Here is an 18,404-nt window from a genome sequence, read left to right on the forward strand (position 1 = left end):
CAAAAAAGCTATTTTAGAACATCCATAAAGGAATTGTCTAAAATAGCTTTATCTGTCGTTTATTTTGGTGCGATTACTTCTTTACCGCCCATATAAGGTCTTAAAACTTCAGGAATTACTACGCTGCCATCAGCTTGTTGATAGTTTTCTAGAAGAGCAGCAACTGTACGACCAATGGCAAGACCTGAGCCGTTTAATGTATGCACATATTCTGGTTTTGCATTTGGCTCACGACGGAAGCGGATATTTGCTCGTCGTGCCTGGAAATCCTCAAAGTTAGAGCAAGAAGAAATTTCACGGTACATGTTTTGTGCAGGAATCCAAACTTCTAAATCATATTTTTTCGCTGCAGTAAAACCTAAATCAGCTGTACACATTTTTAACTTACGATATGGTAAGCCTAGTAATTGTAATACTTTTTCTGCATGACTTGTTAAGAGCTCTAATTGTTCGTATGACTCCTCTGGTTTTACAAAACGTACTAATTCTACTTTATTGAACTGGTGTTGACGAATTAAACCACGTGTATCACGACCTGCAGATCCCGCTTCTGAACGGAAGCAAGCACTATACGCTGCAAAGCCTTGTGGTAAAGCTTCAGCCGGTAAAATCTCATCTCGATAGAAGTTCGTTACTGGTACTTCTGCAGTTGGAATCATAAAATAATCTGTTTCCTCTAATTTGAATACATCTTCCTCAAATTTCGGAAGTTGCCCTGTACCTGTTAGGCTATCTCGATTAACAATGACAGGTGGTAGCATTTCCTCGTAACCATGCTCCTCTGCATGTAAATCCATCATGAATGTCATTAATGCTCGTTCTAAACGAGCACCAAGACCACGATAGAATAAGAAACGGCTACCTGTTACTTTCGCGCCGCGTTCAAAGTCTACAATTTTTAAATCCGTAGCAAGGTCCCAGTGTGCTTTAATATCAAAATCAAATGTCGGAATTTCACCCCACGTATATTCTTCAACATTGTCGTCCTCTGTTGTGCCTACTGGTACAGATTCATGTGGGATGTTTGGTAAACGCATCATCATATCTTTAAAGCGTTCTTCAACATTATTTAATTGTACATCTAATTCTTTAATTTCATCGCCAACCTGACGCATACGAGCAATGACTTCATCAGCATTTTCTTTGTTGCGTTTCATAACTGAGATTTGTTCAGATACTTTATTGCGTTCTGCTTTTAATTCTTCTGTTTTGGCAATCAATTCACGACGTTTTGCATCTAAGTCTTCAAAGTCATCTAAGTTTCCCAAGTCCTCATTACGTGTTAATAACATCTCTTTAATTTCCGTGAAATTCTCACGGACGCGTTTAATATCTAACATCTTCATACCTCCAATAGTTTCTTCATGATGGAAAATCGTTGCAGCGAAATGAACACAAAAAAGCCCTCATCCCTAAAAAGGGACGAGAGCTACCCGCGTTGCCACCCTAATTGACTAGACATATTTCTGCCTAATCCACTTATTTCATAACGGCATTTCAGCCGGCTACAGCCTACTTCATTCACTTCGACTGTGCAACTCCAGGACGGATTCACAAGTGCTTTTATCAGCTTCCACCAACCGCTGACTCTCTAAAAAAAACGTGCTTGCTACTACTTCCCATCATCGTGTTCAGTTATTTAAAATTTAAACATACTGTACTATATGAAAACAAATTTTGCAAGTCATACCATAGAGGTTACAAAATATTCAAGAATTCGTGTATCCTCTGTTAATTCGGGATGAAACGAACAACCCAATAAATGGCCATCTTGTGCCAAGATTATTTTCCCTTCATGTTGTGCAAGAATTTCAACACCTTTACCTACCGCTTCAATATGAGGTGCACGAATAAATACTGCTGGAATCCCTACACCTACTTTAGGAATATCTAGTTGTACTTCGAAGCTATCCACCTGACGTCCATATGAGTTTCTTGCTACAGTCACGTCCATCACAGCCAAATGTGGTTCAACTTCAATTAGATCCTTGGCTAATAAAATTAATCCCGCACATGTACCAAGCATCGGTAATCCTTGCTGAGCAAGTCCACGAATTGGCTCTAGCAGATCAAATCGATCCAGCAATTTTCTCATTGTTGTGCTTTCTCCACCTGGTAACACAAGTCCATCTAGGTTTCCTAAATCCTTTCTTTGTTTTACTTGAATTGCTTCACAACCAAGAGCTTCTAACATTTGTATATGCTCACGAACTGCTCCTTGTAATGCTAATACACCAATTCGCTTCATGCTACCAACCTCGCTCTTGCATACGCTCGTTGTGTCCAAGCTGTGCAATATCAATCCCCTTCATTGGCACTCCGAGCTCTTTTGATATTTCCGCAATAATCTTATAGTCTTTATAATGAGTAGTCGCCTCTACAATGGCACGTGCAAATTTTTCAGGGTTCTCAGATTTAAAAATACCTGAACCAACGAAAACGCCATCAGCTCCAAGTTCCATCATTAAGGCTGCATCAGCAGGCGTTGCCACTCCTCCTGCTGCGAAGTTTACTACTGGTAAACGACCAAGACGTTTAATTTCTCTTAATAACTCGAAAGGAGCTCCTAGTAATTTCGCCTCTGTCATTAATTCATCCTCTGTCATTCCTACGACTTTACGAACCTGTGCATTTACTTTACGAATATGGCGAACGGCCTCCACAATATTCCCTGTACCTGGTTCACCTTTAGTTCGTAACATCGAGGCACCTTCCCCGATACGACGGGCTGCTTCCCCTAAATCGCGACAGCCACACACAAACGGTACTGTGTATTCACTTTTTAATAAATGGTACTCTTCATCTGCTGGTGTTAAAACTTCACTTTCATCAATATAATCAACACCCATTGCTTCTAAGACACGTGCTTCAACAATATGACCAATACGTGCTTTGGCCATCACAGGAATAGTTACAGCCCCCATCACTTCCTCAACAATACGAGGATCGGCCATGCGTGCAACGCCACCTGCTTTCCGAATATCTGACGGTACTCTTTCTAATGCCATAACTGCTACAGCACCTGCAGCTTCTGCAATTTTTGCTTGCTCTGCATTAATGACATCCATAATGACGCCGCCTTTTTGCATTTCTGCCATTCCACGCTTTACTAGCTCTGTACCTGTTTGTTTCATTTTCTAACCTCCACCTTTATGATGAAGTTTAGTATAATAGAAATTGACCATATCAAAATATCCAGTTTTTAAAATATTTATAGGGTCAGGAGGTTCCAGATCATGGATATGCTTTTATTCCAGCTTGAAAGAGATAGTGATAAACCGCTTTATGATCAGCTTTATAACGGTATTAAAGAAGCTATTATTTCTAAAAAAATAACTGTAGGAGAAAAACTGCCTTCAAAAAGAAAATTAGCTGATTTTTTAAACATTTCCCAAACAACAATTGAAATTGCCTATGCTCAGCTTTTAGCTGAAGGCTATATTATGTCCAAATCACGTATTGGCTATTTTGTAGAAGAAATAGATGAACTGCCCTACATTCAACAAGATACTATGGCGTCCATTAATGAATATCCTAAGAAAAAGTCTTACAAAATCGATTTTAATCCAGGATCTATTGATATCGATGCTTTTCCATTTCAAACATGGAGAAAGTATGCAAAAGAGCTTTTGACGATATCAAGCTTCATTCTTTGAAATTATTGGAGAAGGTCGAGACGAAGTATTCTTTTGACACAACGCGTGTTTGCACGGTTAGTAATAGTGATACAACACAACAAGTACCAGTTGCAGCGGCAAAATTTTTCTCTATCTCACCTTATACGGAGACAGAACACATCTCTAATATGATTCATTTCTTACAGCAAAAGCTTAAAGTACTGGAGGCGTCCCACATTGCGTATCGTCACTAAATTTAAGAGTCTTTACTCTACAAATATATTGCCAGTTTCACCATTCCAATAGCGATTATTTCCTTGCTCTTTAGTATTGTGTTATTTGCCGTTTCTTACCGCATTATTGACAACTTTGTTATTAAACAATTTGAATCTACTTTAGAGATTACATCGACAACGATTTTTGAAGATATTGAGAAAATGATGTAAAGGCAGCGGATAATGGTAGCCCTGACAAATACAAAAAGCTTTTAGATCAATTGAATGCAACGGTTAAAAAATATGATGTTGAAAACGCCTATATCCTTTCTAAAGCAAATGGTAAGGAACATATCGTCGCTCTAAGTAATACCGACAATCATCAGCAAGATTATGTATTTAGTGAAGAAATGCATGAAGCCGTAGCTAGTGGTAACACACAAACAAGTGATATTTATAAGGATGAATATGGTATCCATAAATCCATTTTTATCCCATTTAAAGATACAGATATTATTTTCGGTTTAGATATGGATGCTTCCTTCATTTCTAAGCTTCAAACGGAAACACTTTGGATTTGTATTATTTTAACGATAGTATTTGTAATTTTGGTATAATCGTTGCTTACTTTATTAGTGTAGGCATTACGAAGCCAATTAAAAAAATGACACGTTATGTTGGTCAAGTTGCACAGGGAGATTTGGCTGTTGAACCTCTTCACATAAAAGGTTCCAATGAAATTGCCCAGCTTTCATCAGGCATTGAAAACATGACGGAAGATTTGCGTTCGTTAATTAAACAAATCGCTCAAAATGCTGAACAAGTGGCCGCAATGTCGGAGGAATTAACAGCAAGCTCTGAACAGACAAGTGCATCCATTCAGCAAATAACCTCTTCTATGCAAGAGGTTGCAGCGGGTTCAGAAAAGCAGACCTCTTCAATTGAAGAAGTGGATAGTCATATTACAACCATCTCTAACAAAATGTCAGAGGTAGTGACAAGTGTAACCGATGTAACAGATAAGGCATTCCAAGCATCTGCTATATCAGAAAAAGGCAACACCACAATCCAAGATGCTACTGAAAAAATGGCCGTAACATCTCAGGCTATTCAAGAGTCAGCAGCTGTAGTAGAACGTTTAAGCACATACACAAATGAAATTGGAGATATTGTGACATTGATTACCCAAATTACAGATCAAACGAATTTACTTGCATTAAATGCTTCGATTGAGGCAGCGCGTGCAGGCGAACACGGTAAAGGCTTTGCAGTTGTAGCGGAGGAAGTCCGTAAATTAGCCGATCAATCTTTAGAGGCAACTAACAGTATTCGTACACGCATTGAAACGATTAAAGAAGAATCTGCACAAGCCGTCAAATCAATGGCTATCAGTAGCAGTAATCTTGCCGAAAGCTCAACAACATTCAATGCATCCGGAGAGGCATTTGCTGAAATTTATACCCAAGTCACTGCACTGACGAGAGAAATGGACCATGTCAATAACGTGATGTCCAATATCAATGAAGGTGTTAGCAGTATTGCTAGTTCTGTTGAACAAGTGGGGGTCGTAGCTGTTCAAGCTTCAGGCAATATTCAAAACGTAGCTGCTGCCTCTGAGGAGCAATCTGCAAGTATCGAAGAAATAACAGCTTCCTCTAATAACTTAGCTGAAATGGCTCAACAGCTCCGCAATATCATTCAAAAATTCCAGTTATAAAAATAACAAATCCGCTATGCACATTTTCGGCATAGCGGATTCTTCTTTCCATAAAAACTCTCCTACCAAAATGGTAAAAGTTTAGGCAATAATATTTTTCACAACTTTTGAAATAACGGCACCTTCAGCCTGACCTGTCAGCAATGGTTTTGCAATTTTCATGGCTTCTCCCATGTTCATTCCTTTTCCAACACCCGCTGCCACTAATTTCTCTGCAATTTCTTCTTCTGATAATTGCTTTGGTAAAAGGATCTCAAAAGTGTCAATTTGGCTTCCTCTTTTTCAATCAGGTCTGCTCGCCCAGCCGTTTGTGCACCTTCTAAAGCCTGATTTGTTTGTTTGACCTCTCGATTAATAATAGCTATTTCTTCGTCAGCTGTTAAAGCCTCTCCCTTTTCTTTTTCAGCTGAATCTAATGCTGACTTTAAAAGAGATAATACACCCTTCGCTAACGTATCTTTTTCTCTCATTGCCGTTTTTAATTGTTCAAATACTTCTGTTTTTAACAATGATCTCACTCCTTCTAACCGTCTATATCAAAAAAATTATATCATAAAAATCATGAAGGATTATAGTTCGTTGCATCTGCTAACTTTACTTTATAGTGTAATATTCCCTTTAACTCACCTTCATAAGAAAAAATGCCTTGCTGAATTAATTGACGCAGACGATAGTCAATCCATTCAGCCTCTCTCAATTCTTCCATATGCCCCAGTACCTCTCCAATTAACCTAGCTGCAACTTCGTAATGAATTTCCTCTTGTTCTTCCTGTAAACGTTTAGCACAGGTAATGATCAAGTCATCCTCTCTATCCTCATTATTATTTCCCCAAAGTTCATGATATTTCCATGTATGTATGCAATCGTAATCATCCATTAACAGATTTAGCCCTTCTTTGCATAGGGAGTGCCTCAATGCTTCTTTTAATGGCCATCTTTGGAAATGTTCATAAAAGTAAAGTAAATCCTCTGTGCTGACCTCTCCAGTCGATCTTGGATAATGATCCTCTGCTAACTGTGGTAAAGTATATAACTCATGAAATAACTGAAAAGTATCTAATACATAGATATCATTTGTTTTCTGTTCGAGCATCGCCAAAACGAGTCGAAGCCCTATTTGCTCATGAGCATTTTGGCAAGTCCAAATCAGTATATCCTGATGAGGGGGGATATTTTTAATTTTCTCTATTGCTTCCTTCATCTCCCGCTCACATATGATCAATCCATCATCTTCTATTAGATAGCGCTGTTCCAACCATTGAAAACGAGCTTCAATTCCGTCCCTTGTATGTCCATCTTTCAAAGGACCAACAGAAAAATTACCTGGCACAACAATAATCTCCTCGGACTTAGCATAGTCAGGATTACGAAAGGCTGCTTTCAAGCTCCCCCCAGGTGAATGACCGAATACAATATGCACCGTTTGTACCATTGAAGAATCCCGCTCCTCAGCTTGCTGTAATAAAAACTGTAACATGCTGTCCCTTGACTGTTCATTTATTAAAGTTAAAAGAAGCATCGACTTCGCATCAGCTTCACTCAATCGTTGTATTGATTGTTTTAGTTGGTTGATCTTCTCCATCATCTGTACTCCTTTATTTAAAAACACCTAACCTTATCATACCTCTTTATTACCTCAAATTACTAATTTAGTTAGTTTTAAAGATATGTTACTACTATTGCTAGTGAATTCTTTAATCTGGGCGGAGGCTCACTTCTTTTGAGCCACTTGCTCACTTTTTGGGGCAGGACAATGTATGAACTATTTTCTCCAGAGCTAAAAACACTCATGTCCCTATAAAAAAACATACTACACGTAGTAGCTCAACTACGACGGTAGTATGTTATTTAATCAACATTCGTTAAAAATACTTTTCCTTTTTTAGTTCCCTCAACAGCATCGATTGCCTTATGGATAGCCAATAATGGAAAACGAGCATGTACATTCATCATTTTTAAGGAGCCTTCCTGTACAAGGTGTATAAGTTGTTGCATCGTTTGTTGCCATTTTTCAATTGACGTCTGACGTTGCCAATGGCGTAAATGAAACATCCTCGCTTGTACCTTTGCTTCCTTCACAATGTTTGTCCAATTTACCTGAATACCCGATAAAAGACCAATAGCTAAAAAAATACCCTCGGGCTTTACGCAGAAGGCAAGCTGATTGCCAGCCTCTCCACCAATCGAATCTATTGCTGCATCTGCTCCCCTACTATTTGTTAATGCCATAACGGTTTCGTAAAGTGGCATATGAGAGGTATCAATGACAAAAGCTGCACCAAGTTGCAGTAATTCTTCAGTATGCTGATTACTTCGTGTCACAGCAATAAGTTGATAGCCTAGCAATTTCGCAAGTTGAGCATAGAGATGTCCAATGGCAGAGCCACAAGCATTTACTAATAAGACATCGTTTGATTGTAAATTAAGTACCTCTGAGCATGTTACGAAGGCTGTAATTGGATTAATATACATTTGTGCTGCTGTAAAATCATTCATCGTGTCAGGAATAGTCACTGCAAAATCTGCTTGCGTTTTCACTACTTCCTGCCAAGTTCCCTCTCCCCGTAACGGTAATACGCGCTGACCAATAATCTTTGGTGAAACAAGCGGTCCAACAGCTTCTATTATTCCTACTCCCTCATAGCCAGGGATAGTTGGTAAAGTGATTCTATGAGCATATTTCCCCCATATTGGTATTAAATCTGAGGGATTAATCGGTCTGGCTAGCATGCGAACAAGAATTTCTTGACCTTGAGGAGGCTCGATTGTTTTATTCTCTAGCCTTACAACCTCTTGCGGATTTCCAAATTCATAAATTTTTAGGCATTTTGCTTTCAACGATCCTAGCTCCTTTATTCATTCTGTATAGAACAACATCATACCAGGAGCATCTATTTCACGTTCCTTAAATCCTAGCTTCTGATAGAAAGGTTGTTTACCTTTGGCACAAAATAATTGAACCCATTTTATATTTTCTTTCTGACATTGCTCTAAAAGAGCATCCATCACCATTGTGCCAACTCCTTTTCGTTGATAATCAGGATGCACCATCACATCACAGATAAATGTTTGATAGATACCATCAGAGATAATACGTCCATAGCCAATTAGATTGCCTTCATCATATATAGATGTACTGAACCAGCTATTACAAATAGCCTTGTATAATTGTTCATACGTATACTGCCCTTTTGCATTCCAGCCAGTTGTTTGGTGCAATGCTTTATACGAGTCTATCGTCGGATTTGTTTCTTTGATTATATACATATAACACCCTCCTTATTTTGAATAAATATACAAAATAACATATATTTAATCAACAATAAGTTTATGATGTTAGAGTTGCAGAAGCTTTAATTGCCCTTCTTCATCCATATTTAATTGTAAAGCTTCGTCTATTTCAATACTAATCGGGCTGATAACTGCTTTCTTATCAGAAAAATACCACAGACGTCCACTTGGTCCTAATAGGATATTGGCTCCGTCTTCATAGTTTCCTAGAAAATTAAGGCCATCCAGTTGAATTTCCTTGTTTGCTATAGGGTTTATAGCATACTTCTTTAATTTTTCAGCAATTGTTTGAATGTCATCTGACGTTAAATTGATTTCTCCAATATGTAACACTTGCTCTACAGAAAAATTAACTTCAGCATGTTTCGGATTTATTTCCTGTCTTGCAATAAGCTCTACTATATTGCCTTCTGGATCGTAGAAATAGCATGCATATGCTTTTAAAAACTCAAAATAGACTTCATCCTGCCCCTCTGAATCCAGCAAGCCTACATGCTCTTCTGCCCAAATCTTTGCCTGTTGAAATAAGTTACTAGGAATATTTAATGCAAAATGATACTGCTTTGGCATTTTAGAAGGCTTCTTTTCAAATGTCATCCTGCTTTCTCCCACGGCTATTGTAAAATAGTCAGCTGTTCTTTAACAAAGTAAAACCTAACAAATCAACATAAAATTGCTCCATTTTTTGCATATCATGGACATATAATTTTACCTTCGTAATCTTCATCTTTAAGCACCCCTTTACACTCCCTACTATACAAGTAGCTGATTAGAATGGCTTCATGCAAAAGAATGAAGTTTACTTTCGTATAGTTAGAGAAGCTCTCGATCTCCCCTGCTATTTGGCTGCGATATTACGAGGAATTCTACATCTTCTTGTGAATCGTTTCGCATTTGATGTGGTAAATTTGGAGGTACTTCAATTCCCTCATGTTGCTTTAACTCAATTCTTTGGTCATTCAGTTCTATTGTAGCTGTGCATGATGGTGATAATGATTTACCTCAGCTGTTTGAGCAGGCATCCGCTCATGTATCACACTAAGCTCCCTATTTTGTACAAGATGCCAGCCATCACACTGTGCACCCCATTGATAGTGTTGTGCTAATGCTTTGTTAATTTTCATCATTACACTTCCTTTCCTGCTTTAGAGGAGGGATATCCATCATTCTTGTCAATTTCCCTCATTCAATAAATTCAGCTAAGCTAATTTTCCTTTTTTGAAAATCTGCACGGATAGCCTGTAACTCGGCTTCTAACTTTAAGGCACCTGCTTCAACTCCCCTATAAATTACTAGCGGAGGCTGTTCTAAAGCCTTTCTCGCTTGTGAATAATCATAAGATAATAATTTTTTTAGCAACAATAATGTCTTTAGTTTATCTTTTCCTTCTCCAGTAATAGTTAGTTCATAGTACGCTACAGAACTTTCTTCAGGCAACATTTCTTCTAAACCAGGCGGAATCAGTACACTTTCAAGGAACAAAATTAAATTGTCATAAGCCATTGAAAAATGCCAATTGCCTGTCCCATGGGGAGCGGTAAAAACAGCCGTATCACCTCTTGATAGATCTAGACAATAGGGATCGCCTTCATCTGTGGCAATGACTAAATAATCATGTGGCCAATCCTCAATCATCTCATCTGTCACTGGATTATAATTATAGCCCTCCTGCCCACGTATTAAATCTCTTGCGCCATAGATATTTAGATTAATATAATCACCTGTAGCCCATGTAACCCTTTCAACAACATAATGTCTCAAAAAATAAACATACTCTGCTGGCAATGACCACCCACCATCCACAAATTGGCTAATATCCTCTTCTGAGTGATGATAAAAAACCATGGGATAGGCTGACTCCCGCTCCTGAAGCTCATCAATAAAATCACGCATTTGCTGTAATACTGCATCGAGTTTCTTTTCTAAATCTTTCAATGGAATTCTCTCCTTTTGATGACCAAGTGTCTTTCTTGCATTTTAACATACCCCATCATTAACCAAATAAGGGGAACATGTTATAATCATTAAAATAGACTGGTAGTATGCATAACGTGAACAAAAATAACGGATGGGAGCGATCTGTCATGCAACATACGAATGAACAGATAATACAGCAAGCCAACACGGAATTTTTGAAAGCACTTCGCTATTTAGATTATGGCAAGGTAAAACAAGGGGAAGCATGTCTCAAACAAGCCACCCATTTGGCAAATCTGCTGAATGACCATATCACATTTATTCGTGCTGCCATTTGTTATGGAGAGTTGCTATGGCACGCTGAAAAATATGATGCCTCCGATCATTGGTTACAGCTGGCACTTGATCCATTGACCGCAGGACAGCAAGATATAAATGACTTACTAGATGTGGATGTGCAACGAGCTCGATCCTTACTAAATCACCAACGACATCCATTATAAGGAGCAAGCAATCATGAAATTACTTATTAGACGTCCAGAACAGTCGGACATCCAGGCGTTACACGAATTCTTTGATCTTGTCATTCGGGATACTTATAAAAAAGAAGGAATTGCCGAGCTAGTGGACGATCAACAGGATGAATGGGAAACGAAAAAACAGTATGTAGCAATGGACTTAGAAAGCCAGGGCAAAAAAAGATTTTTCTGGTTAGCTTTAAATGAAGAAACCAATGACATAATAGGCACTATCGAATGCGGTGCAGCCAACGAAATCATTCAACAAACGATCAAAGAGGAACTATTCAATTGTCTAGAAATCGGTACCGTTTTTGTTCATCCTGACTATCAAAATCGTGGGATTGGCACCATGCTACTACAGAAAATGCTCCTGACGTTAGAAAATCGAAGGGTTCCTAGTTTTTGTTTAGATAGTGGATATAAACAAGCGCAAATGATCTGGCAGAAGAAATTTGGACAGCCTGATTTTGTCCTTGAGAACTATTGGGGAGCAAATAGTCACCATATTTATATGGAAACGAACACTACCATTTCGAATATAGAAGTAAAAAATGCTCTATCAGATTACACAAGAACCTCAATGTAAAAAACAAATCTTTAGTCAATAACATGCTTTATGCATACAATATAAAACACTTTCCCAAATGATTTACAGGGTGTTATTAGGAATTACACATAAGGTTCGTGGTTTAGGGTATGACAAATTACAATGAATACTCAGTATGATTTCCACTTAGCTTTCAAGTGTTACCATCTGGTGAAAATATCCTAATAACAATTTACGGGACTCTCGATATGTGGGATAAGACTCTAAAAAAGACTTTGGATCAGGATGATGATTGATAAGCAATAAAGAGATTATAAATGCTAATACTTATTATGTTTGGAGGGGAATGAAATGTTAAAATTCATTGATGATTTAGCGGGTGCGGTTTTCGATGTTTTTATGTTGTTTTGTTATTTCTTTGCAGGCGTAATAATTGTAGGAGTACCCATTTTTTTATTAGCTAAGTTTTTCCTATTGTTTCACTAAATTTCAAACAGGTTGGTCGCACTATAAAAGGAATCACTATAAATAGTGATTCCTTTTATGACGAATACACTCAATATTAGGCTAAATATTTTGCTGCTAGTTCTCAGGTACTTATGGGCGAGACAATGCTATTATTTAATAAATTTATCATAGAACCGTTTGAGCATCGTTGCCATTTGTTGTCTTGTGAGTGTATCTGTAGGATTCATACACTTGCCATCGCCTCGTATAACTTCCTCTTCAATGGCCCACTCCCAATCTTCTTTATGTGCTGGTGATACCATAGCATTTGATTTTATCCCAACTAATAACTCTTTCATTTCAGTAAGTTCCTGTTTTAGTTGTTTATTTTCTTTCTTTAATTCTTCATACTGAGACAATGATATTTCCTTCTTCTTATCAGTATCTGTGAACCAGGATAAAGACTTAGATCCATTTAATTGGTTTAAATCTACAGTTCCTTTAATACCTGCTACAATCCCTTTGTCTGTGTACTGCCATAAATCACAGGCAAAGTTTGGCTTTAGTCCAGGTGAGCTAGAGCCACTATAGCGAGGAATCCACAGGAAATCATAATTTTTAACGGTATCCATCAGATAAGGTTTGTAAAAATGATGGCCTGTATATAGCCCGACTTTTACAGCCTTACTTTTTAAATAATCAATAAACACCTGTGTGCCTTGTACGATATTTTGGACACTAGCACCAAAGCTTTCTTCGATATCTACAACATAAAATAGCGGATTATAGTTTTTTGCTCTGTTATAGAAGTCTTTTGCTTGTTCCAATGCCTCAGTATCATTTTTAAAGGTAACATAAATATAAACACCAAAAGGTACCTTGTACTTCATACAAGCTTCTATATTTTGAACGTATTTACGGTCAATTGTGCTTGTACCATATTGAGTGCGGATGATAGCCAAATCAACATCTTTAACCGCTTCAGACCAATCAATATCTCCTTGATGATGTGAAATGTCTATGATATAACTGATACAATTTTCTCCTCCCTAAAAATAGTAAATAAATTGTGAATAGCGACAAACCCATTGCTTCAAGCATTATTTAGAATCATTCATTAAATAAAGTTATGTAGATTATTTTAGTCCTTATAGGTTCTTCATTTACCGATTTTTAGTGGTCAGATAATTAATAAGACAGAGCACATTTCACATAGTCGAATTAACTCTAAAAAATTAGCAGCTTTATATCAAATATTTACTTTGTAATTAAGTGCTAATTCATCCCCAGGTAACCCTCTTATTCCCCAATTATGTTTAGGCGTTTCAAAAATTGTAATTTCAACATCTTGAGGTGAAATATTTAATTTGTTATTTATGCGTTCAAATAGTAGCTTTACTAATTGTTTTTTAGCTTGAATCGTTCTACCTTCAAACATACTAATTTCTATTATTGTATATGATTCAGTTCTTTCACTTGCAAAATAAAAATCCTCTTTGTCCATAGGAAAAAAGCGCTGAAATTTCTTATCTAATGGATATTCAAGTGCGTCCACCATACAAGAATGGATAATATTCGATAATGTTTCCTTAATGGGATTTAACCTTCCCTTAACACCATAAATTTTAATTTGTCCCAACGATCTCTCACCTTTCTTGACTTACTAATCTAAACTCAACTACCAAATACTGTTCTATAACGATATTATAAAATTCTTCAACATGACCATCAAGCTAATTCTATGCTTGGTTTCATTTAAACAATCACCCAATCTATTCATGAAACAAATGTGAACTATTTAAACCAACAATCCCAAAGTAATAACTCTACTTAACTGTGACCATAATTAACTGCAATACGCTGCAAGCTCAGGTAGAAACAGTTATCCAAATAGTACACATTCTGTTGTTCCAATCTGATAAAGAAATAGATATAAAATATATTATTGTTGATGACAAACTAACGTTTAAAAGTTGTGGGTGCCTATATACCTTAAAGCTACAGGAAATGAAAGAGAGAGTGAGAGAAGCTCAGGACATACTGTTGCTTCGTTAGTTTCTACACCACTACATTTAAATAAATGAAAAGGAAGAACCTTAAATTACTAAAAATTAACTACTCAATATTAAATGAGCACCTCATCATTACTATTCAATTTCAAAAATGACTCAAACTTTATATCTACCTTCAATACTATTTTCTGTATAAACTCTACACTCTTTTATAGAAGCTAATCTAAAAGCAAGCGAATAGGCTATTTTGTAATCTAGAGTATCATATCCGTTGTAAATTCTTCCATATATTTCATTTGCAATTGAATTTGCCCAGGTGTCAGCTTATATAGAGTATCGAAAAGTATTTCTTCTCTGTTCCATTTAATAGTCATGTCATAAACTCCTACATAGTAATAGAAATAATCTAGATGAATGTATTGTTAGGGATTTTGAATTCCATATTTCAAAGCAAGTAGCTACGGAGCGTTTCGTAAAATCTTTAAATTGCACTTCGCGAATAATTTGATTTTTCTAAAAATTGAAGAGATTGCAATTACAAAGGGCTATTAATATAAATTTATATGAAAGTACTATAAAATTATTTCTAATATTGAGAAAAGGTGGAAGTAATATGATTTCAATATACAAATCATTAATTGTAGCAGTGGTAATAGGGTTATACGTATATATAGCCAGTAAAAGTGAAAATAGCGTGCTTCTAAATTTTGTCATACTTTATATGATAATTTCAATAGTTTATTTATTATTTAGAAAAATTGAAAAAGAAAAAAGTAAGGAAAGATAACTTAATTAAAAGTAGGAGATTCGAGACCTTTGAAAAGATTCACTGTAAACTATCTGAAAAAAAGCAGAGGATAGTAGCCAAAACAAAAAATGCCCAAGTACTCAATTAAAAACAAGTAACTGGGCATTATTATGACTAATTACCATGTTGTGTATGTATTATACCATTTTGAAGAGTTAAATAATGGTTTTTTTGGAATCAAAGGAAGCACCAAATTTTATTCCGAAGTTCCTCTTTTTTATATGCATTTATCATATTACCGATTACCTTTTCCAACACAATTTTCATAAGCTCGCAGAAATGCTCATTATATTTTTCTATAGGTCATGTTTCTTCTCTGAACACGGTGACATGAAGGTGGAAGAAAACATTGAAGCCCCCACAACAGAGTAGTCTTAATTGGCAGGTTTCTAAACATCATTTCCATGAATAATTCCAGATTTTTATCAAATTCTTTTATTAATTTATGACCTCTTTAAAGCCTATTCGATGTATGATAAGACGATAGCCAGAGTATCCTTCTTCGTCTAGAAACTCCTCAAATTCTCCATAGACAATTATAGGTGTATTGTTTTTATAAGCGTTCTGCATGTTTCTGATAATTTTTTCTTTCACGTCAGGGTTAGCGCTCTGAAAGTGACAATTTATAAGCTCAGAGTATTTACTTAGATAAAAAGATAGAGTGCCATCACTATGTTTTTCGAGTCCATCTGGAGGATTACCGGCTGTCCACAATAAAGTTTTACGCATTGCATAATAAGCTTTCTCCATTCCTAATTCTGTAAGCATGACATTTATATATGTATCTTGCTCCTCAAAAGTAGAGTCCAGCTCTAACGTATCAAGACGTATTTCTCCTACGTTGTCATAATTTTCAAAACTAGAATCTTCTCCGTCTAAAATGTCCGACTCTTTAAGTTCTACTACAGTTGATTGATTTTCGCCGATAGCAGTATGCTCAGGTGGTGGAATCATATAAACTGAGCCGCCCCGTTCCTCTATTCTTTCTTTCGCTGCCTCCAGGCTGTCCTCACTGAACATAGACTCTACTAGTTCTTGCGTATGAATTTCCTTTTCAACTTCGCCCATGGACTCTTCTTCTGTCTCTGAACTACACCCTGCAATAATTACAAATAAAAGTGTGACAATTGTTATAATAACGCTTTGTATTTTCATATTACATACTCCTCCCTCTAGTTCAATTTTGTTCGAACTCTTTTAATAATACCTCAAATAAAGTTTATTTGGATAACTATTTCCATTTATTATAAAAGCCAATTCTCCAAATTAGGTCTATTTATATTTTTTGGAAGACTATCACTTATATTTAATCAATTATTAAAAGTTACTGAACGTTTTTTATATGGGGTTTCTTTTATATGAAATGCATGATTAGACTTCATATTAGACCGCTCCCCAGCCTTGCTATAGGTTTGATGGGGAAAAATTTAAGACCACCCATTTTGGAGTGGTCTTTTATGGTGTATTTAATTAAAGCATTCCGTTAGTTGAATAAGTAAATCTGTTTTGCGTAGGAATCCCAATCTTTATTATCAGTATTTATTTCAATTGTAGGTATGATTGAATTTTCAGCTTGACTCCTATACTCTTGTTGTTGGTCTAATAATAATTCACACGCTAATTTCTTTTCTTGCATGGTTTTCCCTTCCCATTCATTGGGATTTCTACTACTTATTCTTTCCTCTAAATTCTCTGGTGATACAGTTAACAAAGTACATCTTGCTCCCATTCCAAGTAACTGGGCTTCTAATTCCTTAATTTCATCTGATATTGAATGAGAAAATGCTACTCGATGATTTAAATGAAACCTTTCCAAAATAAAGAATAAGCCTTTTGAACGTTGAGTTTGTCTAATTTCTCTTGACCAATTATATAACATTTTCAACATCGTGACTCTTTCTCTTAAGACTTGTAAGTGTTCCTCTCGATTTAACGACTTTAATTCACCATTTACTTTGTGTAATACTTGCGAATAATGCTCACTGAGAACTATGACACTACGTTCGGCATCATCACTTGCGTGAAGTTGTTTCAACGCTTTTAAGACTGATGTTTTTCCAGCATTCGAATAGCCTTCTAAGATTATCCCTCTAAAATCACTCATTTTCTCCCCCTAATTAATATATTCTCTATCTAAATAAGGACTGTAGAATTATTTACGGTTGTTAAACTAACCTGCCCCGTTTGCCATCCATGTACCACAAAATCAATACTACATCATAGAAAATGTAAGATTTTCACGTTCTTTCATTGGAGTTTAACAACACTTCTTTCTTTATGTATGTCTCTCTGAAAAACAAAAATAAAGGTAATGCCAGCGATAAACCAACTGTAAACAAAGTTAATAGACATATCCACTTTTCTTTAATGTTATACTTTCTTGACTCATTAAACATAAAGATTATAAAAACAAAGCATGAAATAAAAAAGTCAACAGCGAAGAAGGTCGATATCGAGTTTGCAAATAATAAATCTACTAATAACCCTAAATCAAATCCGTTTTTGTTCAAGAATTGCACCAAAAAATAATACGGGAATACTGTGCCGATAATCGCAAATAAAAAGTACACTTTTCTCATTTAAATTAAACTTCCCCTCTCTATATGATTTTCACAAATAATATACTTCTTAATTAAACTCTTTCAGTTTAATAAAACCTCATAAAAAATAATTTAAATAAATATTTCCATATATGATAATTAATAATAGATTAACATTTAAAATATTAATATATAAACTATATAAAATCCAAGAGAATATTGTGAATTATGTCTAACACTATGAAAAGGTGGATTGATTATGAATTCAATATATAAGCCATTAATTTTAGCGGTAGTAGTAGGGGTATATGTATATATAGCCAGTAAAAGTGATAATAATGTGATACCAAATTTTGTCATACTTTATCTTATAATTACAATAGTTTATTTATTATTCAGAAAAATTGAAGAGAAAAGAAAAAGAGTAAGGAGAAGATAACTTAATTAAAAGTAGGAGATTCGAGACTCTGTGAAAAGATTCACTGTAAATTAGCCAACTACCTGAAAAAAAGTAGCTGATAGTAGCCAAATACCCAGGTATTCAATAAATACGAGTATCTCGGCATTATTATTAACGATGCTAATTGAAAATGGACAACCAATAAAAACAGTTCAAAAAGATTAGGACATAGCAGATCAGCAATTACTGAAGATCGCTATGTCCATTTAACACAGAAGATGGCAAGAGATGCTGCCGATATTTTTGATTCCATCGCTAAGAATTTATAAATTGCTGGCACAATTTTCAATGCGGTGGCAAATCGGTGGCAAT

General features: G+C 35.9%; 20 protein-coding genes, 3 pseudogenes and 1 other annotated feature. Of the genes and pseudogenes, 6 read left to right on the forward strand and 17 right to left on the reverse strand.

What is annotated here, in order from left to right:
• Nucleotides 1–59 precede the first annotated feature (59 nt).
• The 3 genes from serS to pdxS all read right to left on the reverse strand — a co-directional run bounded on the left by serS (nt 60) and on the right by pdxS (nt 3,134).
• The gene (gene serS, locus HXV90_RS15365; protein ID WP_103117223.1) at nt 60–1,340 is read right to left on the reverse strand and encodes a serine--tRNA ligase; all 1,281 of its coding nucleotides are present in this window, start codon (nt 1,338–1,340) and stop codon (nt 60–62) included.
• A 75-nt stretch (nt 1,341–1,415) separates the two neighbouring features.
• Nucleotides 1,416–1,635: a binding site (T-box leader), on the reverse strand.
• Nucleotides 1,636–1,684: 49 nt separating this feature from the next.
• Nucleotides 1,685–2,248: a pyridoxal 5'-phosphate synthase glutaminase subunit PdxT gene (gene pdxT / locus HXV90_RS15370; protein ID WP_269897546.1), complete on the reverse strand. Its 564-nt coding sequence runs from the start codon at nt 2,246–2,248 to the stop codon at nt 1,685–1,687.
• Nucleotide 2,249: 1 nt separating this feature from the next.
• Nucleotides 2,250–3,134 carry a pyridoxal 5'-phosphate synthase lyase subunit PdxS gene (gene pdxS, locus HXV90_RS15375; RefSeq protein WP_269897547.1) on the reverse strand — a complete coding sequence of 295 codons (885 nt, stop codon included), beginning with the start codon at nt 3,132–3,134 and terminating at the stop codon, nt 2,250–2,252.
• A gap of 102 nt (nt 3,135–3,236) precedes the next feature.
• Here pdxS and HXV90_RS15380 point away from each other — a divergent pair, with 102 nt between their 5' ends.
• The 3 genes from HXV90_RS15380 to HXV90_RS15390 all read left to right on the forward strand — a co-directional run bounded on the left by HXV90_RS15380 (nt 3,237) and on the right by HXV90_RS15390 (nt 5,549).
• On the forward strand, nt 3,237–3,656 hold the full coding sequence (locus tag HXV90_RS15380; RefSeq protein WP_269897548.1) for a GntR family transcriptional regulator: 420 nt from the start codon (nt 3,237–3,239) through the stop codon (nt 3,654–3,656).
• Nucleotides 3,657–4,113: 457 nt separating this feature from the next.
• Nucleotides 4,114–4,449, forward strand: coding sequence for a hypothetical protein (locus HXV90_RS15385; RefSeq protein WP_269897549.1), 336 nt, complete (start codon nt 4,114–4,116; stop codon nt 4,447–4,449).
• Nucleotides 4,410–5,549 (forward strand): methyl-accepting chemotaxis protein, encoded by a 1,140-nt coding sequence (locus tag HXV90_RS15390; protein ID WP_269897550.1) that lies wholly within the window; start codon nt 4,410–4,412, stop codon nt 5,547–5,549. The genes HXV90_RS15385 and HXV90_RS15390 overlap by 40 nt, the downstream gene beginning before the upstream one ends.
• An 81-nt stretch (nt 5,550–5,630) precedes the next feature.
• Here the strand turns inward: HXV90_RS15390 and HXV90_RS15395 are convergent.
• The 8 genes and pseudogenes from HXV90_RS15395 to HXV90_RS15430 form a co-directional block, all read right to left on the reverse strand.
• A pseudogene (locus tag HXV90_RS15395) lies at nt 5,631–6,019 on the reverse strand (GatB/YqeY domain-containing protein).
• Between the two features lie 89 nt (nt 6,020–6,108).
• Nucleotides 6,109–7,131, reverse strand: coding sequence for a DUF1835 domain-containing protein (locus tag HXV90_RS15400; protein ID WP_269897551.1), 1,023 nt, complete (start codon nt 7,129–7,131; stop codon nt 6,109–6,111).
• A gap of 266 nt (nt 7,132–7,397) precedes the next feature.
• Nucleotides 7,398–8,387: a zinc-dependent alcohol dehydrogenase family protein gene (locus HXV90_RS15405; protein WP_269897552.1), complete on the reverse strand. Its 990-nt coding sequence runs from the start codon at nt 8,385–8,387 to the stop codon at nt 7,398–7,400.
• 18 nt (nt 8,388–8,405) lie between these two features.
• Nucleotides 8,406–8,816, reverse strand: a complete 411-nt coding sequence (locus HXV90_RS15410; protein ID WP_036076278.1) for a GNAT family N-acetyltransferase — start codon at nt 8,814–8,816, stop codon at nt 8,406–8,408.
• Nucleotides 8,817–8,885: 69 nt separating this feature from the next.
• Nucleotides 8,886–9,437, reverse strand: a complete 552-nt coding sequence (locus HXV90_RS15415) for a hypothetical protein (RefSeq protein ID WP_269897553.1) — start codon at nt 9,435–9,437, stop codon at nt 8,886–8,888.
• 31 nt (nt 9,438–9,468) lie between these two features.
• The gene (locus HXV90_RS15420) at nt 9,469–9,567 is read right to left on the reverse strand and encodes a VOC family protein (RefSeq protein ID WP_269897554.1); all 99 of its coding nucleotides are present in this window, start codon (nt 9,565–9,567) and stop codon (nt 9,469–9,471) included.
• Between the two features lie 86 nt (nt 9,568–9,653).
• A pseudogene (locus tag HXV90_RS15425) lies at nt 9,654–9,964 on the reverse strand (cupin domain-containing protein).
• 58 nt (nt 9,965–10,022) lie between these two features.
• Entirely contained in the window at nt 10,023–10,775 is a 753-nt protein-coding gene (locus tag HXV90_RS15430; protein ID WP_269897555.1) for an SMI1/KNR4 family protein, read from the reverse strand.
• A 149-nt stretch (nt 10,776–10,924) separates the two neighbouring features.
• On the opposite strand from HXV90_RS15430, the gene HXV90_RS15435 reads away from it, so the two are divergent.
• The 3 genes from HXV90_RS15435 (at nt 10,925) to HXV90_RS15445 (ending at nt 12,311) form a co-directional block, all read left to right on the forward strand.
• A complete protein-coding gene (locus HXV90_RS15435) occupies nt 10,925–11,260 on the forward strand; it encodes a hypothetical protein (RefSeq protein ID WP_269897556.1) in 336 nt (111 codons plus the stop codon).
• A 13-nt stretch (nt 11,261–11,273) separates the two neighbouring features.
• Nucleotides 11,274–11,864 (forward strand): GNAT family N-acetyltransferase, encoded by a 591-nt coding sequence (locus HXV90_RS15440; RefSeq protein WP_269897557.1) that lies wholly within the window; start codon nt 11,274–11,276, stop codon nt 11,862–11,864.
• A 312-nt stretch (nt 11,865–12,176) separates the two neighbouring features.
• Nucleotides 12,177–12,311: a hypothetical protein gene (locus tag HXV90_RS15445; RefSeq protein ID WP_004226973.1), complete on the forward strand. Its 135-nt coding sequence runs from the start codon at nt 12,177–12,179 to the stop codon at nt 12,309–12,311.
• A gap of 131 nt (nt 12,312–12,442) precedes the next feature.
• On the opposite strand, the gene HXV90_RS15450 is transcribed toward HXV90_RS15445, so the two are convergent.
• From HXV90_RS15450 to HXV90_RS15475, 6 genes and pseudogenes are all read right to left on the reverse strand, one after another.
• Nucleotides 12,443–13,234, reverse strand: coding sequence for a GH25 family lysozyme (locus HXV90_RS15450; RefSeq protein ID WP_269897558.1), 792 nt, complete (start codon nt 13,232–13,234; stop codon nt 12,443–12,445).
• A gap of 287 nt (nt 13,235–13,521) precedes the next feature.
• Nucleotides 13,522–13,911: a tautomerase family protein gene (locus HXV90_RS15455; RefSeq protein WP_259948149.1), complete on the reverse strand. Its 390-nt coding sequence runs from the start codon at nt 13,909–13,911 to the stop codon at nt 13,522–13,524.
• A gap of 529 nt (nt 13,912–14,440) precedes the next feature.
• Nucleotides 14,441–14,658, reverse strand: a pseudogene (locus HXV90_RS15460) (hypothetical protein).
• 872 nt (nt 14,659–15,530) lie between these two features.
• Nucleotides 15,531–16,247, reverse strand: coding sequence for a hypothetical protein (locus HXV90_RS15465; protein WP_269897559.1), 717 nt, complete (start codon nt 16,245–16,247; stop codon nt 15,531–15,533).
• Nucleotides 16,248–16,575: 328 nt separating this feature from the next.
• Nucleotides 16,576–17,196, reverse strand: a complete 621-nt coding sequence (locus HXV90_RS15470; protein WP_269897560.1) for an AAA family ATPase — start codon at nt 17,194–17,196, stop codon at nt 16,576–16,578.
• A 133-nt stretch (nt 17,197–17,329) separates the two neighbouring features.
• On the reverse strand, nt 17,330–17,671 hold the full coding sequence (locus tag HXV90_RS15475; protein WP_269897561.1) for a DUF2834 domain-containing protein: 342 nt from the start codon (nt 17,669–17,671) through the stop codon (nt 17,330–17,332).
• Nucleotides 17,672–18,404: the final 733 nt, after the last annotated feature.

The sequence above is a fragment of the Lysinibacillus sp. JK80 genome, from assembly GCF_027557635.1.
GTDB classification, from domain to species: Bacteria; Bacillota; Bacilli; order Bacillales_A; family Planococcaceae; genus Lysinibacillus; species Lysinibacillus capsici.